The organism is Halorubellus litoreus, assembly GCF_037081675.1.
Classification (GTDB): domain Archaea; phylum Halobacteriota; class Halobacteria; order Halobacteriales; family Natrialbaceae; genus Halorubellus; species Halorubellus litoreus.
In genome coordinates this window covers 429,435-445,883 of record NZ_JAZAQL010000002.1, presented here as the reverse complement: position 1 = coordinate 445,883, position 16,449 = coordinate 429,435, and the positions used below count along the sequence as shown (strand labels likewise).

At 69.4% G+C, this 16,449-nt stretch carries 14 protein-coding genes; 10 read left to right on the top strand and 4 right to left on the bottom strand.

Annotated features, from left to right (window positions below; translation table 11 throughout):
• Positions 1-215: 215 nt before the first annotated feature.
• A complete protein-coding gene (locus VYJ16_RS09470) occupies positions 216-668 on the top strand; it encodes an acyl-CoA thioesterase (protein WP_336350066.1) in 453 nt (150 codons plus the stop codon).
• 24 nt (positions 669-692) lie between these two features.
• On the opposite strand, the gene VYJ16_RS09465 is transcribed toward VYJ16_RS09470, so the two are convergent.
• The 3 genes from VYJ16_RS09465 to VYJ16_RS09455 all read right to left on the bottom strand — a co-directional run bounded on the left by VYJ16_RS09465 (position 693) and on the right by VYJ16_RS09455 (position 4,733).
• Positions 693-2,186 (bottom strand): TrkH family potassium uptake protein, encoded by a 1,494-nt coding sequence (locus tag VYJ16_RS09465; RefSeq protein WP_336350065.1) that lies wholly within the window; start codon positions 2,184-2,186, stop codon positions 693-695.
• Between the two features lie 79 nt (positions 2,187-2,265).
• Complete coding sequence (trkA, locus tag VYJ16_RS09460) at positions 2,266-3,603, bottom strand: Trk system potassium transporter TrkA (RefSeq protein ID WP_336350064.1); 1,338 nt, start codon at positions 3,601-3,603, stop codon at positions 2,266-2,268.
• Between the two features lie 77 nt (positions 3,604-3,680).
• A complete protein-coding gene (locus VYJ16_RS09455) occupies positions 3,681-4,733 on the bottom strand; it encodes a S66 family peptidase (protein ID WP_336350063.1) in 1,053 nt (350 codons plus the stop codon).
• A 130-nt stretch (positions 4,734-4,863) separates the two neighbouring features.
• Here VYJ16_RS09455 and VYJ16_RS09450 point away from each other — a divergent pair, with 130 nt between their 5' ends.
• Positions 4,864-6,519, top strand: coding sequence for a cryptochrome/photolyase family protein (locus tag VYJ16_RS09450; protein WP_336350062.1), 1,656 nt, complete (start codon positions 4,864-4,866; stop codon positions 6,517-6,519).
• A 78-nt stretch (positions 6,520-6,597) separates the two neighbouring features.
• On the opposite strand, the gene VYJ16_RS09445 is transcribed toward VYJ16_RS09450, so the two are convergent.
• Entirely contained in the window at positions 6,598-7,053 is a 456-nt protein-coding gene (locus VYJ16_RS09445; RefSeq protein ID WP_336350061.1) for a ferritin-like domain-containing protein, read from the bottom strand.
• Between the two features lie 442 nt (positions 7,054-7,495).
• Between VYJ16_RS09445 and VYJ16_RS09440 the strand changes: the two genes are divergently transcribed.
• The 8 genes from VYJ16_RS09440 (at position 7,496) to VYJ16_RS09405 (ending at position 16,333) form a co-directional block, all read left to right on the top strand.
• Complete coding sequence (locus VYJ16_RS09440) at positions 7,496-8,701, top strand: LeuA family protein (protein ID WP_336351106.1); 1,206 nt, start codon at positions 7,496-7,498, stop codon at positions 8,699-8,701.
• 424 nt (positions 8,702-9,125) lie between these two features.
• Positions 9,126-10,937 (top strand): biosynthetic-type acetolactate synthase large subunit, encoded by a 1,812-nt coding sequence (ilvB, locus tag VYJ16_RS09435; protein WP_336350060.1) that lies wholly within the window; start codon positions 9,126-9,128, stop codon positions 10,935-10,937.
• A gap of 101 nt (positions 10,938-11,038) precedes the next feature.
• Positions 11,039-11,791: an acetolactate synthase small subunit gene (gene ilvN / locus VYJ16_RS09430; RefSeq protein WP_379762521.1), complete on the top strand. Its 753-nt coding sequence runs from the start codon at positions 11,039-11,041 to the stop codon at positions 11,789-11,791.
• On the top strand, positions 11,788-12,840 hold the full coding sequence (gene ilvC / locus VYJ16_RS09425) for a ketol-acid reductoisomerase (RefSeq protein ID WP_336350059.1): 1,053 nt from the start codon (positions 11,788-11,790) through the stop codon (positions 12,838-12,840). Before ilvN ends, ilvC begins: the two co-directional genes overlap by 4 nt.
• Positions 12,841-12,871: 31 nt before the next feature.
• The gene (locus tag VYJ16_RS09420; RefSeq protein ID WP_336350058.1) at positions 12,872-13,231 is read left to right on the top strand and encodes a DUF7989 family protein; all 360 of its coding nucleotides are present in this window, start codon (positions 12,872-12,874) and stop codon (positions 13,229-13,231) included.
• Positions 13,228-14,661, top strand: a complete 1,434-nt coding sequence (gene leuC, locus VYJ16_RS09415) for a 3-isopropylmalate dehydratase large subunit (protein WP_336350057.1) — start codon at positions 13,228-13,230, stop codon at positions 14,659-14,661. Before VYJ16_RS09420 ends, leuC begins: the two co-directional genes overlap by 4 nt.
• Positions 14,658-15,344, top strand: coding sequence for a 3-isopropylmalate dehydratase small subunit (gene leuD, locus VYJ16_RS09410; protein ID WP_336350056.1), 687 nt, complete (start codon positions 14,658-14,660; stop codon positions 15,342-15,344). Before leuC ends, leuD begins: the two co-directional genes overlap by 4 nt.
• The gene (locus VYJ16_RS09405; RefSeq protein ID WP_336350055.1) at positions 15,341-16,333 is read left to right on the top strand and encodes an isocitrate/isopropylmalate dehydrogenase family protein; all 993 of its coding nucleotides are present in this window, start codon (positions 15,341-15,343) and stop codon (positions 16,331-16,333) included. Before leuD ends, VYJ16_RS09405 begins: the two co-directional genes overlap by 4 nt.
• The last annotated feature ends 116 nt before the right edge of the window (positions 16,334-16,449 follow it).

The following is a 16,449-nucleotide window of genomic DNA, read 5'->3' as shown; positions in this document are numbered from 1 at the left end:
GGTCGCGGCCGCGGTGCGTCGGGTGGGACTGCAAGGGGCGGCGCGCTCGCGGTCGCTCGGGACGTAAGCACCGCAGGTGAGCGGAGCGAGCCGAGGAGCACAGCGAGCGAGCGGCCGCGAGCGCGTCGGGGCTTGCTGGGTGTTCGCGTGTGGTCGTCACGCACTGGTGATGGGTCCCGACACCCTGAAACCGCGGCCGCGTCTCGGTGCTACGTATGCCGACGCTCATGGACACGCACATCCGGAATCGCCACATCGTGAATCCGAACGACGCGAACATCCTGGAGACCGCGCACGGGGGGAACGTGATGATGTGGATGGACGAGGTCGGGGCGATGAGCGCGATGCGGTTCGCGGGCCATCAGTGCGTGACCGCGCGCATGGACCAGACGAACTTCCGCGCGCCCATCCCGCAGGGCGACGCGGCGCTCGTCGAAGCGTACGTGTACGACGCCGGGAAGACGAGCGTGAAGGTGCGCGTGAAGGTGTTCCGCGAGAACCTCCGCACCGGCGAGACCGAGTTGACGACGGAGTCGTACATGGTGTTCGTCGCGATAGACGAGGACCGCGACCCCGCGGAGGTCCCGAAGCTCACGGTCGAGTCCGACCAGGGCGAGCGCCTCCGGCAGGAGGCTCTGGAGGGCGACAACGGGAACGGCGGGAACTGAGCGCCCCGGGACGAACCGAGGGCGTCAGGTCCGCCAGTACGAGGGCGTGAGGAGGACGAGCACGGGCACGATCTCGATGCGGCCGATCCACATAAGGAACACCATCGCGAGCTTCGTCGACCGCGGGAACGGCGCGTAGGATTCGAGCGGGCCGGCGATGCCGAACGCGGGGCCGACGTTGAAGAACGTCGCGGCGGCGGCGCTCATCGCTTCGAACTCGGTGACGTCGAGGCCGACGCGGGATGCGTCGACGACGACGTAGACCGTGGCGAGGATGAAGAACACGAGGCTGACGAGCGTGTACGCGTAGATGTCGCGGATGGTCTTCTCGTCGACGACGCTCCCGCTGAGGCGGACGGGGCGGACGACGCTCGGGTGCGCGGCCGTGAACAGGTCCCGGCGGAACGCCTTCAGGACGACGAGCCACCGGAGCGCCTTGATGGAGCACGTCGTCGACCCGGCCATGCCGCCGACGAACATCGACACGAACAGGACGTGCTTGGCGGCGGGCGACCAGAGGTTGAAGTCCGCGCTCGCGTACCCCGTCGTCGTCAGTATCGAGACCACCTGAAAGACCGCGTGCCGGACGGTCGCTTCCGTGGTCGCGAACGTCCCGTCGAGCGCGAGGACGCCGGCGACGGTCGCGGCGAAGAACGCGAGCAGGCCGACGTAGAACCGGAACTCGTCGCTCTCGCGGAGTCGAGCGAAGTCACCCTGGAGGACGAAGTACATGAGGACGAAGCTGGTCGCGCCGAGCGCCATGAACGGGATGGTCGCCCACTGGACGGCTGGGGAGAACGCGGCGAGGCTCTCGCCGCGCGGCGAGAACCCGCTCGTCGACACGGCGGTGAACGCGTGACTCACCGCGTCGAACAGCGTCATCTCGGGCGCGTGCCCGAGCCAGCGTAGCGTCATGAGGACGAGGACCATGAGCGCGGTGAGGCCGATGTAGAGCCGGTAGAGGAGGCGCGCGGTCTCGGAGATCCGGGGCGTGAGCTTGTTGACGTCGCGCGTCTGCGTCTCCGTCTCCATGAGGTGCGCGCCCCCGACGCCGAGCTGGCTGAGGACGGCGGTCGCGAGGACGAGGATGCCGAGGCCGCCGAGCCACTGGAGGACCGCGCGCCAGAGGTGGATGGCGCGCGAGTGCGTCTCGAAGTCGACGACGACGGTCGCGCCCGTGGTCGTGATGCCGCTGGTCGCCTCGAAGAGCGCGTTCGTCGGTGACGCGAGCGTCCCCTGTCCGGCGAGGACGAACGGGATGGCGCCGACGACCGCGACCGCGAGCCACGTGAGCGACACCATGAGGAACGCCTCGCGGCCGCGGAGGTTGCGCTCGTCCGCGAGCGACTCCAGCGCGACGCCGCCGACGACGGTCGCGGCCATCGTGAGGACGAACGGTGCGAGCGCGCTCCCGTCGATGACCGCGAGCGCGAGCGGGCCCGAAAGCGGCACCCAGAGCCACTTGAGGATGGTGCCGACGAGACTCACGCTGACGCGCCAATCGACGCGAACCCTCATCGACGCATCACGCTCGTTCGAGTGCCCGGGCGCGCTCGCGCCGCGTTCTTGGGAGCGTCACACCGGACACGAACCGCGTTCATGCGAGCGTCATGACGTCCTCGAGCGCGTCCGCGGCGACGAACAGGACGACGTGGTCGCCCGCGCGGATCTCGGTCTCGCCGCGCGGGACGACGAACTCGTGGTCGCGCGTGATCGCGCCCACGACCACGCCGTCGGGGAGGTCGCCGACGCTCTCGCGTATCGGGCGACCGGTGAGGACGCTGCCCGCGTCCACCTCGAACTCGACGACCTCCGCCTCGCGCCCCTCGATGAGCGAGAGGTTCTCGACACGGCCCTCCTGCGTGAACCGCACGATCTCCTCGGCCGTCGCGCGACGCGGGTTCACGGCGACGTCGACGCCGACGGCCTCGAAGAGGTGCGCGTACTCGCCGTCCTCGACGACCGCGACCGTGCGCTTCACGCCGACGTTCCGCGCGAGCAGCGCGACGAGGAGGTTCTTCTCGTCGCTGTCGGTCGCCGCGACGAGCGCGTCCGCGCGGTCGAGGCCCTCGGCGACGAGGAAGTCGACGTCCGTCGCGTCGTGCTCCATGACGAGCGCGCCCGGGAGCTCCTCGGCGAGTTCGCGAGCGCGCTCGGGGTCGCGTTCGACGAGTCGTGGCTGCACGCCGCGCTCCGCGAGGAGGCGTGCGACGTGCGCGCCGACGGCGCTCCCGCCGACGATGACGAAGTCGTCGGCCTCGTCGAGCGTCTGGTCGGGCGCGACCGTCCCCGAGAACGCCTGCACGCCCGCTGGCGTCCCGATGACGACGACCTTGTCACCGGCTTCGAGGACGGTGTCGCCGCGCGGGATGCTGACCTCGCCGTCGTGAACGACCGCGGCGAACGTCAGCGACTCGAACCGGTCGGCGTCCGCGACCGTCCGCCCGGCGACGTCGCTCTCCGCGGGCACCTGGAACTCCGCGACCTGCACGAGCCCGCTCGCGAACGGGTCGACGTCGAGCGCCCCCGGGACGCCGATGACGCGAACGATGTCCTGCGCGGTGAGGAGGTCGGTCGACACCATGACGTCCACGTCGAACGCGCCCTGGGACGCCTGCCAGGTGTCGAGGAGTTCGATGTTGCGGACGCGAGCGATCGTGAGCGGGTCGCCGAGCGTCTTCGCGGTCCCGCAGACGACGAGGTTCGTCTCGTCGCTGTCGGTGCTCGCGACGAGCAGGTCCGCGTCCTCGACGCCGGCCTCGCGGAGCGTCTCGCGGGACGCCCCGTCGCCTTCGAGCGCGAGGATGTCCATCGAGTACGTGAGTTCCTCGACGGTCGCCGGGTCGCGTTCGACGACGACGACGTCGTGGTCGGCCGAGAGGCTCGCGGCGATGTTCGACCCGACCTCGCCGGCACCGACGACGACTATCCGCACGCCATCACCCGCGACGCGAGCGTGGTCTCGTTCATCTGGTGCCTCCTACGGCTACCTGAACAAAAAGGCGTTCCCGCCTAGGGGAACCGAATCGTCTCGCTCGCGGGGTCGAGTTCGACCTCGCCGCCGATGGGGATGGGGCACGTCGGGTAGGTGTGGCCGAACTCGCAGTCGAACACGACGGGGGCGTCGGGGTTGTACCGCTCGAAGACGTCGGTGATGGCGTCCCGTTGGCGGTCGCGGTAGTCGGCGCGCCACTCGGGCGGGTTGTCCTCGAGGTGGCTGCGGGCGGCGGGGCGGCCGACGAGGACGCCGTCGAAGCGCGCGAGGAGGCCGCGTTCGCCGAGCGCGCGCAGGTTCGCGCGGACGACGTCCGGGTCGGGGATCAGTTCGCTCGTCTCGAGCGCGAGGACGGCACCGTCGAGCGCGTCGTCGTCGGGGACGTACCGGTCGGCGAGGAACTGCTCGACGAGCACCTCGTAGCACCCACCCCAGATTCGTCCGGAGACGGCGTCGTCGCCGCCGCGCCAGACGCGGCCGTCGCTCGCCTCCGTCTCGCGGGGCGTCTCGATTCCCTCTGGATCCTCCCAGTCGCCGGATTCGTCCGTGAAGACGTCCGCTTCGGTCCACGCCCCGATGCTGTCCTCGAAGAGCGCGCGACCGAGGTACTCGCGGGTGTAGTCGAACAGCTCGCCGTCCATCGCGTACTCGGTGAGCGTCGACCCGCCGTAGTACGACACCACGCCCTGGTTCCAGAGGACGGTGTGGAGGTTCGTGTTGTCGGACCAGCCGTAGAACCGCGTCGGGTTGTCGCCGAGGACGTCCGGGTCGATGTGCGGGAGGACGCGTATCTGGTCGTGGCCGCCGATGTTCGCGACGACCGCCGAGACGTCGGGGTCGCGGAACGCGTCCATGACGTCCTCGGCGCGCGCCTCGGGGTTCTCGGCGAGCCACTCGGGGTCGGCGGTCGCGGTCGGGTACTCGACGGGTTCGAGGTCGAAGACGTCGCGCATCCGCTGGAGGCCGAGTTCGTAGACGTGACTCGCTGATTCTGGGTTCGTCGACGCTGGGGCGACGACGGCGACCTGGTCGCCGCGCTCGACCGGCGGCGGGGTGACGAAGTCGGGCATACGCGAGCCGTCGTCCGCACGTTCTTTAAACATTACCTCGCCGTGCGAGATATCCACAAACGGCGGCCGGGTCCTCGTACCGAACAGCGTCGGCCCGCAGGATAACACCCCAGCGTGCCAACGGCGAGGCATGAACGTGCTCGTCCTCGGCGACCAGCTGACGACGCAGGTGGGGCCGCTCGCGGACGCGACACCCGGCGAGGACCGGGTCGTCCTCGTCGAATCGAGCGGGTTCGCGCGCCGGAAGCGCTACCACCCGCACAAGCTCGTGCTCGTGTTCGCCGCGATGCGGCACTTCCGGGACCGCCTCCGCGACCGCGGGTTCGACGTCGACTACCACCGCGTCGACTCCTTCGAGACCGGATTCCGCGAGTACCTCCGCGAGCACCCCGACGAGGACCTGGCGACGATGCGGTCCGCGAGCCACGGGTCGGGCGAGGCGCTCGTGGAGACGTTCTCGACGGCTCGCGACGCGGTCGCCGAGGACGACATCGCGGACGCAACCGCCGACCCGAGCGCGCGCCTGCTCGTCCGCGAGAACGAGACGTTCCTGTGCTCGCCCAGCGAGTTCGACGACTGGGCGGGAGGCGACGACGGCGAGATGCCGGAGTCGTTCCGCCACGAGACGTTCTACCGGTGGATGCGCGAGCGCACCGGCGTCCTCGTCGACGACGGCGACCCCGTCGGCGGCGAGTGGAACTTCGACGACGAGAACCGCGAGTTCCCCCGGCCAGAAGAGACGTTCCCGGAGCCGCCCGACCACGGCGTCCGCGACGACCCGGTCGTCCGCGAGGTCGCGGACTGGGTCGCCCAGGAGTTCGAGACGTGGCCGAACGTCGACGACGGCGACGTCATCGTCGACGGAGAGGAGGGGGAGGGAGAGACGCCCGGTGACGGCGCCGGCCTCGCGCCGTTCCGCTGGCCCGTGACGCGCGAGGGCGCGCTCGCGGAACTGGCCGCGTTCGTGAGCGAGCGCCTGCCCGCGTTCGGCCCGTACCAGGACGCGATGGTCGAGCGCTCCTGGCACCTGAACCACTCGCTGCTCTCGCCCGCCGTCAACCTCGGGCTGCTGTCCTCGCGCGAGTGCATCGACGCCGCCGTCGACGCCTACGAGGACCCGGATGCGCCCGCGGTCGACGTCGCGAGCGTCGAGGGGTTCGTCCGCCAGCTCCTGGGGTGGCGCGAGTTCGTCCGGCACGTCTACCGGCACCGGATGCCGGAGATGACCGAGGCGAACGAGCTCGACGCGACCGAGGACCTCCCCGAGCTGTACTGGTCGGGCGACACCGACATGGCGTGCATGGCGTCGGCAGTCGGGCACGTCCGCGAACGCGGGTACGCGCACCACATCGAGCGCCTGATGCTCCTCTCGAACTTCGCGACGACGTACGGCGCGGACCCCCAGGAACTGAACCGGTGGTTCCACCTCGGGTTCGTCGACGCCTACCACTGGGTGACGACGCCGAACGTCGTCGGGATGGGCACGTTCGCCAGTCCCGCGCTCTCGACGAAACCGTACGTCTCCTCGGCGAACTACGTCGGGAAGATGAGCGACCACTGCGCGAACTGCGCGTACGACCCAGACGAGACGGTGGGCGAGGACGCGTGCCCGTTCAACGCGCTCTACTGGGACTTCCTCGCCGAACACGAGGACCGCCTGCGGTCGAACCACCGGATGGGGCTCGTGTACTCGCACGTCGACCGGAAACGCGAGAACGACGACCTGGCGGCGGTCCGCGAGCGCGCGAGCGAGATACGCGAACTCGGTGCGAGCGGCGACCTCTGAGTCGGCCACAGTCGCGACTGCGGGGTCGAGCGTCGAAAAACCGGAGAATCGAGGGGCGATGCTGGGACGGCCGCGACGTCAGTCCTGCTTGTACTCCTTGCGGAACCCGCGGAACTCGCTCCGGTGGGCTTCCTCGTCGGCGAGGAGCGTCACGGCGAGGTCCTCGGTGACGGGGTCGTCGGCCTCCTCGGCGGCGTCGATGAGCGCGCGGTACGTCGCGATGGCGTCCTCCTCGGCTTCGAGAACGCCCTCGATGACCGAGAGGACGTCCGTGGAGTCCTCGGGCGGCTGGAGGCTGTGCTGGTTCGCCTCGAACTCGACGCTCCCGGGCGGCGCTTCGTCGAGTTGCTTCAGGCGCTCGCCGAGCTGCTGGGAGTGCATGAGCTCCTCCTGCACGTCGGTCTGGAGGCTCTCCTTGATCTCCTCGGCGCGTACGCCGTCGAGGACGATGGCGTTCGTCTGGTAGTTCATCACGGTCTCGATCTCGTCCTGGTACGCCTTCTTGAGGAGTCGAACGACTTCTTGATCTGCCATACTTCATGGTAGGGTCGCATCCCCCTTAACGACTCGTCCATGACACGTGTGGTGCCGGTTCGTGCGCCGCGTGCAAGCGCGACGCAGGCGGTTGCCGGCCATGCTCCGATACCCTATCTGTCACCAATAGTGGACTTCGAGCGCGTCGAGGTTGACAACCGACGGGGCTCGTGGCGCGCGCCAGCACCGATTCTGTTCGTTGTCAAGTTCTGTGCTCGCAGGAAAGTACGTCACGATAGTTCAAACGCGGTTCGACACCATACCACATGGCAGTGTCCAAGGATGTTTAAGGAGTATTCACACGCCGCCGTCCTGCGGTTTCGTGGCGTCCGACCATGGTCGCCCACGGGGCGGGGGCCGGCAAGAACTGTCTGGGCGGAACGCTTTAATACCACCTTCCCCCTGGGACGGAGTACGATGTCATCCAACGACACGTCCCGCTCTGACACCAGTCAGGGCGATCGAGTTCTTCAAGGGCACTTTGGACGCTACGACTGAAATCGACGCCGCGCGCGTCTTCGACACGACGCTGCGCGACGGTGAACAGAGTCCGCGGACTTCATTCAGCTACGAAGACAAGCGCGAGATAGCAGCGGCGCTCGACGACATGGGCACCCACGTCATCGAGGCCGGGTTCCCCGTGAACTCCGACGCGGAGTTCGAGGCCGTCCGCGACATCGCCAAGTCCACGACGGCGACGACGTGTGGACTGGCGCGCGTCGTGGACAAGGACGTCGAAGCCGCACTGGACGCCGACGTGGACATGGTCCACGTGTTCGCGAGCACGAGCGACGTCCAGATCGAGGACTCCATGCACTCGACGCGCGCGGACGTCAAGAAGCGCTCCGTCGAGGCCGTGGAGCGAGTCGCCGAATCGGGGACGACCGTGATGTTCTCCCCGATGGACGCGACGCGAACGGACGAGGACTACCTCGTCGAGATGGTCGAGGCCGTGACCGACGCCGGCGTCGACTGGATCAACATCCCCGACACGTGCGGGGTGGCGACGCCGACGCGCTTCGCCGACCTCATCGAGGTCGTGGACGCGCACACGACGGCGAACATCGACGTGCACACGCACGACGACTTCGGGCTCGCAACCGCGAACGCGCTCGCTGGCATCGAAGCGGGCGCGGACCAGGCGCAGGTGTCGGTGAACTCCATCGGGGAGCGCGCCGGGAACGCCGCGTACGAGGAGTACGTGATGGCGCTGGAGTCGCTCTACCAGGTCGACACCGGTATCGACACGACCGAGATCACGGCGCTCTCGAAGCTCGTCGAGGCGAAGTCCGGGATGGACGTCCCGGGGAACAAGCCGGTGACTGGCGCGAACGCGTTCAGTCACGAGTCCGGTATCCACGCGGCCGGCGTCATCGAGAACTCGGACACGTTCGAGCCGGGCGTGATGACGCCCGCGATGGTCGGCGCGACGCGTGAGCTCGTGATGGGCAAGCACACGGGCGCGCACAGCGTCCGCGAGCGCTTGACCGACGCCGGGTTCGAGCCGACCGACGAGGAGGTACGCGCCGTGACGCGGCGCGTGAAGGACAAGGGCGCCGACGACGAGCGCGTGACGATGCAGGACGTCGAGGCGTTCGCGCGCGAGGTCGGCGTCAGCGAAGAGGACCACGAGGAGGTCCGCGCGTGAGGACCTCGGTCCGTTCGACAGCACCCCCCGCGAGCTGGCCGTGTCGCGGCCGCGCGAGCCGTCACAGCGGTAACGATTGCACGGCCCGCAAGAGCTATACGGCCGGTCGCCTTCAGCGGGAGGTACATGCAGTCGACCGTCGCGACCGCGGGCACGCTCCTCGCCGGGAGCGGCGGTGCCGTCGTACGGACCATCGGTATTGTAGGGGCGTACTAGCCCCTCACATCCCTCTCCTTCGACCCCGCGTATCGTTCGACCATCACCACCGAGTCCGTTCGACAGCACGACGACAGATGCCCGCAGCACACACCACACACGCACGACGCACACAGTTAGCGACGCACCGATATTCGACAGCCACCACTGGGATTGCCGAGTCACGTGACCGTTCGGCGCCGACACCACGCAGCCGGGGGTGTTGCGCGTGAGCGAACGCGCGAAGGCCGCCGCCGAGGCGGACGCCGAGCCGGCGACCGACGACGCGACCTCCACGGCGAGCGACGAGCACGCCGCCGACGACGCGCCCGCGCGGACGCCGGTGACGACGGGCGCGCAGTCCGTCGTCCGGTCGCTCGAGAACGCCGGCGTCGAGCACTGCTTCGGCGTCCAGGGCGGCGCGATCATGCCCGTCTACGACGCGGTGTTCGACTCGGAGTTGACGCACTACATGATGGCGCACGAGCAGGCCGCGGCGCACGCCGCGGACGCGTACGGTATCGTCGCCGGGACGCCCGGCGTGTGCCTCGCGACCTCCGGGCCGGGGGCGACGAACCTCGTCACCGGCATCGCGGACGCGAACATGGACAGCGACCCGATGGTCGCGCTCACCGGCCAGGTCCCGACGGAGTTCGTCGGGAACGACGCGTTCCAGGAGACGGACACCACCGGCGTCACCGCGCCCATCACGAAGGACAACACGTTCGCGGCGAACTCGGACCGCGTCGGCGACGACGTCGGCGAGGCGTTCGCGCTCGCGAGCACCGGCCGACCGGGGCCGACGCTCGTCGACCTCCCGAAGGACGTCACGCAGGGCGAGACCGACCGCGAGCCCGGGCCGGCGACGCCCCCGGACACGTACCACGTCCAGGAGCGCGCCCCCGCGGACGCGGTGCAGGACGCCGCGCGCACCATCGAGGACTCGAACGAACCCGTGCTCCTCATCGGCGGTGGCGTCATCAAAGGCGAAGCGACCGAAGAGGCCCGCGCGTTCGCGAAGGACTACGAGATCCCGGTCGTCACGACGATGCCGGCGCTCGGGTCGTTCCCCGAGGACCACGAGCTGAGCCTCGAGATGGGCGGCATGCACGGCACGGGGTACGCGAACATGGCGCTCACGCACACCGACTGCCTCGTCGCGGTCGGCTGTCGGTTCGACGACCGACTGACGGGCGGTATCGAGACGTTCGCGCCCGACGCCGAGGTCGTCCACATCGACATCGACCCCGCGGAGATAAGCAAGAACGTCGAGGCCGACCATCCGCTCATCGGTGACGCGGCGACCGTCCTCACGCAACTCGACGCGGCGATGGACGAGCAGCCGTCGGCGACGAAGTGGCGCGCCACCTGCAAGCAGTGGCAGTCCGAGTACCCGATGGAGTACGCCGCGCCCGCCGACGAACCCCTGAAACCGCAGTTCGTCGTCGAGGCGTACGACGCCGCGACGAGCGACGACGCCATCGTCACGACCGGCGTCGGCCAGCACCAGATGTGGGCGGCGCAGTACTGGACGTACACCGAACCCCGTACCTGGGTCTCCAGTCACGGCCTCGGCACGATGGGGTACGGGCTGCCCGCCGCCATCGGCGCGCGCATCGCCGCCGACGCGGAAGGGAAGGAGGACGCGGCCGTCGTCTCGTTCGAAGGCGACGGGTCGTTCCTGATGACGATGCAGGAGCTCGCGGTCGCGGTCCGCGAGAACCTCGACGTCACGGTCGCGGTCCTGAACAACGAGTACATCGGGATGGTCCGCCAGTGGCAGGACGCGTTCTTCGACGGCCGGCACGCCGCCAGCGAGTACGGCTGGTGCCCGGACTTCGCGACGCTCGCCGAAGGGTTCGGCGCGAAGGGCATCACGGTCGACGACTACGACGAGGTCGCCGACGCCGTCGAGGAATCCATCGCGTACGACGGCCCGGCGGTCGTCGACTTCCACGTCGACCCCGGCGAGAACGTCTACCCGATGGTTCCGAGCGGCGGCGACAACGGCCAGTTCGCGCTGGAGGCTGATCAGTTATGAGCGACGACGAGACGACAGCGGACGAGGAATCGACCGACCCGGCGACGGCGAGCGACGACGGGACGACGCCGACGCCGACGAACCACGACGACATGGTGCCGATGGCGCGCGCCGACCACCAGCGCGAGGGGCTCGCCGGGCCGACGCCCGACGAGCGCCCGCGCCCGCAGGGCCGGCGTAACAAGCAAGGCATCCGCGTCGACCCGGAGGTCGAGGCGGAGCGCGAGCCGCGGCGCGCGGTCATCAGCGTGCTCGTCGCGCACGAGCCCGGCGTGCTGTCGGAGGTGTCGAGCCTCTTCAGTCGCCGCCAGTTCAACATCGAGAGCCTGACCGTCGGTGCGACGGACGACCCGGAGCGCGCGCGCATCACGGTCGTCGTCGAGGAGCCCGACCCGGGCATCGACCAGGTCGAGAAGCAACTGCGGAAGCTCATCCCCGTCATCTCGGTGCGCGAGCTCGACCCCGACGCGGTGCGTCGAGAGCTCGCGATCATCAAGGTCGACGCGGCGGACCCGAGCGAGGTCGCCGCGGTCGCGGACATGTACGACGCGCGGACGGTCGACGCGTCCCGGGAGACGGTGACCGTCGAGGTCACGGGCTCCAGACAGAAGATCGAGGGCGCGATCGACACGCTCGGCCAGTTCGGCGTCCGCGAGATAACGCGGACGGGAACGGCCGCGCAGGCCCGGGGCACGGACAGCACGGCCGGGACGCCACCGACGGAGACGACCGGACAGACGGAGGCGGCGGCGGCAGCCACCGACGGCGGCGAACCCGTCGACGGCGCCGACGCGAGCGACGACGGCGAACCGAAAGACGGAACGGCGGACGACGCAACCACGGAGCAAGCATGACAGACGACGATTTCAGTACGACGGTGTACTACGACGACGACGCTGACGAATCGTACCTCCAATCGAAGACGGTCGCGGTACTCGGGTACGGGAGCCAGGGGCACGCGCACGCGCTGAACCTCCACGAGAGCGGGTTCGACGTCGTGGTCGGCCTCCGCGAGTCCTCGGACTCGTGGCCGGTCGCCGAAGAGGACGGCCTGGACGTGGCGACGCCGCGCGAGGCCGCGGCGCAAGCGGACGTGGTGAGTATCCTCGTTCCGGACACCGTCCAGCCCGCGGTGTTCGAGGAGATAGAGCCCGCGCTCGACGAAGGCGACACGGTCCAGTTCGCGCACGGGTTCAACGTGCACTACAATCAGATCCGGCCGCCGGAGGACGTCGACGTGACGCTCGTCGCTCCGAAGTCGCCCGGCCACATCGTGCGCCGGAACTACGAGCGCGACGAGGGGACGCCCGGCCTGCTCGCGGTCTACCAGGACGCGACCGGGGAAGCCGCACAGGAAGCGCTGGCGTACGCGAAAGGTATCGGGTGCACGCGAGCGGGCGTCATCGAGACGACGTTCGCCGAGGAGACGGAGACGGACCTGTTCGGCGAGCAAGCCGTGCTCTGTGGCGGCGTCACGTCGCTCGTCAAGCAAGGGTTCGAGACGATGGTCGACGCCGGATACAGCCCGGAGATGGCGTACTTCGAGGTCCTGAACGAGCTCAAGCTCATCGTCGACCTGATGTACGAGGACGGACTCGGCGGGATGTGGCACTCCGTGAGCTACACCGCGGAGTACGGTGGCCTGACGCGCGGCGACCGCGTGGTCGACGAGGACGTCCGCGAGAACATGGAGGAGATCCTGGAGGAGGTCCAGAACGGCGAGTTCGCTCGCGAGTGGATCCTCGAGAACCAGGCCGGCCGCCCGAAGTTCGACCAGCTCGTGCAGGCCGAGGAGGACCACGAGATAGAGGCGGTCGGTGAGGACCTCCGCGCGCTGTTCTCCTGGAGCGAGGACGACGAGAGCGACGAGCAGGAATCAGAGCCGGCTGCCGCGGACGACTGACGCGGGAACCCACACGACACGACATATTTCAATGACCGATACCCGACGAGACACCGACGACGAATCGACCCCGATGCGCGACGTCAGCCACACGAACCCCTACACGAACGAGTCGATGGGGTCCGTGTTCGAGCACGGCGTCACCATCGTCGCCGACGGCGGGCGACGCGACGCCGTCGACGACGCGGCGTCACCGACCGAGGACGCGGACGCCGACGGTGCTGCTGGCGACGCAGACGCGGACGCCGACGCTCCGGCCGGCGATGCGGACGATCGCGACGACGACGCGACACCGATGAAGGACGTATCGCACGAGGCCCCGGACGGGGGCCACGGGAACCGGATGTTCGAGCGCGTCGGCGACACGGCCGACGTCGTCGACGAAGAATGAGCGAGGGCACGCTCTACGACGCGGTCTGGGAACGCCACCGGGTTGATACGCTCCCGACCGGCCAGGACCAGCTGTTCGTGGGGCTGCACCTCGTGCACGAGGTGACGAGCCCGCAGGCGTTCGGGATGCTCGAGGAGCGCGACATGGAGGTCGCGTATCCGGAGTTGACGCACGCGACGGTCGACCACATCGTCCCGACCGCGGACCAGTCGCGGCCGTTCGACGACGACGCCGCGGAGACGATGATGACCGAACTGGAGGCGAACGTCCGCGAGGCCGGTATCGACTTCTCGCATCCGGACACGGGCGACCAGGGCATCGTGCACGTCGTCGGCCCCGAGCAGGGCCTCACCCAGCCCGGGAAGACCATCGTCTGCGGTGACTCGCACACGAGCACGCACGGCGCGTTCGGCGCGCTCGCGTTCGGCATCGGGACGAGCCAGATTCGGGACGTGCTCGCGACCGGGTGTATCGCGATGGAGAAGCAGGACGTCCGCCGCATCGAAGTCACCGGGGACCTCGGCGACGGCGTCGAGGCGAAGGACGTCATCCTCCAGATCATCCGCAAGCTCGGCACGGACGGCGGCGTCGGGTACGTCTACGAGTACGGCGGGCCCGCCGTCGAGTCTCTCGGGATGGAGGGCCGGATGAGCATCTGCAACATGAGCGTCGAGGGCGGCGCTCGCGCCGGCTACGTGAACCCCGACGAGACGACGTACGAGTTCCTGGAGGGCCGCGACCGCGTCCCGGATGGCGAGGACTTCGAGGACCTCAAAGCGTACTGGGAGTCCATCCGCTCCGCGGACGACGCGACGTACGACGACGTCGTGGAGATAGACGGGGACGCGCTCGCGCCGATGGTGACGTGGGGCACCACCCCGGGACAGGGCGTCGGCGTCGACGAACCCATCCCGGCGCCCGAGGACCTGCCCGCGGACAAGCAGGACACCGCGCGGCGCGCACAGGAGCACATGGACGTCGAGCCCGGCGACACCATGCAGGGCTACGAGGTCGACGTCACGTTCCTCGGCTCGTGTACGAACGCGCGACTCCCGGACCTCCGCAGAGCGGCGAGCGTCGTCGCGGGCCGCGAGGTCCACGAGGACGTCCGCGCGCTCGTCGTCCCCGGCAGCCAGCGCGTCCAGAAGGCCGCCGAAGAGGAAGGGCTCGCGGACGTGTTCCGCGACGCCGGCTTCGAGTGGCGGAACGCCGGCTGCTCGATGTGCCTCGGGATGAACGAGGACCAACTGGAAGGCGACGAAGCCTGTGCGAGCTCGTCGAACCGGAACTTCGTCGGCCGCATGGGGTCGAAAGAGGGGAAGACGATCCTCATGAACCCGCAGATGGTCGCCGCCGCGGCCATCCACGGCGAGGTGACTGACGTCCGCGACGTCGACCGCGTCGACCCCGAGGAGGTGACCGAGGCATGACCGGCGGCGAAAGCGACGGGAGCGACGGGCCGGCGGAGATCGTCGAGCACGTCTCCGGGACGGGCGTCCCCATCCGCGGGAACGACATCGACACGGACCAGATCATTCCCGCGCGCTTCCTGAAGGTCGTGACGTTCGACGGCCTCGGGCAGTTCGCGTTCTTCGACCAGCGGTTCACGGACGACGACGAGGAGAAAGCGCACCCGATGAACGAGGAGCGGTTCCGGTCGGGGAGCGTGATGGTCACGAACAAGAACTTCGGCTGCGGGAGCTCGCGCGAGCACGCGCCCCAGGCGCTGATGCGGTGGGGTATCGACGCGCTCGTCGGCGAGAGCTTCGCGGAGATCTTCGCGGGGAACTGCCTCGCGCTCGGCATCCCGACGGTCACCGCGGACGAGGCGACCGTCGAGGACCTCCAGGACTGGGTGGACGCGAACCCGAACGGTAGTATCGACGTGGACGTCGCCGCGGAGACGGTGACGTACGGCGAGACGACCGTGGACGTGACCGTCGACGACGCCCAGCGGACGGCGCTCGTCGACGGCGTCTGGGACACCACCGCGCTCATGGCGAGCAACGCGAGCGCGGTCGCGGACACCGCCGAGTCGCTCCCGTACGTCGACGACGACGTCGTCGCGAACGCCCGCGCTCGCATCGACGCCGCCAGTGGTGAGGACGCGTGAGCGCGGACCGCATCGCGGTCGTCCCCGGCGACGGCATCGGCCAGGAGGTCGTCCCGGTCGCCGTGGACGTCCTCGACGCCGTCGGGAACTTCGAGTTCGTGCACGCGAACGCCGGCGACGCGGTCGCCGCGGAGACCGGCGACCCGCTCCCGGACGCGACCTACGAGACGGTCGCTGACGCTGACGCGACGATATTCGGAGCCGCGGGCGACACCGCCGCGGACGTCGTGCTCCCGCTCCGCGAGGCAGTGGGTTCGTTCGCGAACGTGCGCCCGGCGCGCGCGTATCCGGGCGTGGACGCCCTCCAACCGGAGACGGACCTCGTGTTCGTCCGCGAGAACACCGAGGGCGTCTACGCGGGTATCGAGGACGAGATCACCGAGGGCGTGTCGACGCTCACCCGGGTCGTCACCGACGACGCCTCCCGGGACATCGCCGAGTTCGGGTTCGACTACGCGGTCGAGAACGGCTACGACGACGTCACGGTCGCGCACAAGGCGAACGTGATGCGCGAGACCGACGGTCGATTCCTCGACCGGTGCCGCGAGGTCGCCCGCGAACACCCCGATATCGACGAGAGCGAGGTCGACGAGGCGCTCATGGACGCGCTCGCGATGCACCTCGTGCAGCGCCCGACCGACTACGGCGTCGTCGTCTGTCCGAACCTCGCCGGCGACGTCCTCTCGGACCTCGCCGCCGGCCTCGTCGGCGGCCTCGGACTGCTGCCGAGCGCGAACGTCGGCCGCGAGAACGGGCTCTTCGAGCCCGTACACGGGAGCGCGCCCGACATCGCCGGCGACGGCGTCGCGAACCCGAGCGCGACCGTGCTCTCAGCGGCGATGCTGCTCGAACACCTCGGCTACGACGAGGAAGCAGGGCGCGTCCGCGACGCCGTCGAATCCGTCCTCGAAGCCGGGCCGCGCACGCCCGACCTCGGCGGCGACGCCACCACCGACGACGTCGGGAACGCCATCCTAGACGAACTCTAAGCGACCCGAACGCGACACGCGCACGGTTCCGGACGCCCCACACCGCCCCGTCGGACGCTCCCCCCGGGAGCCAACGAGGTTCGGGACGACACATTCCCGTGACGAACGCCACGGTC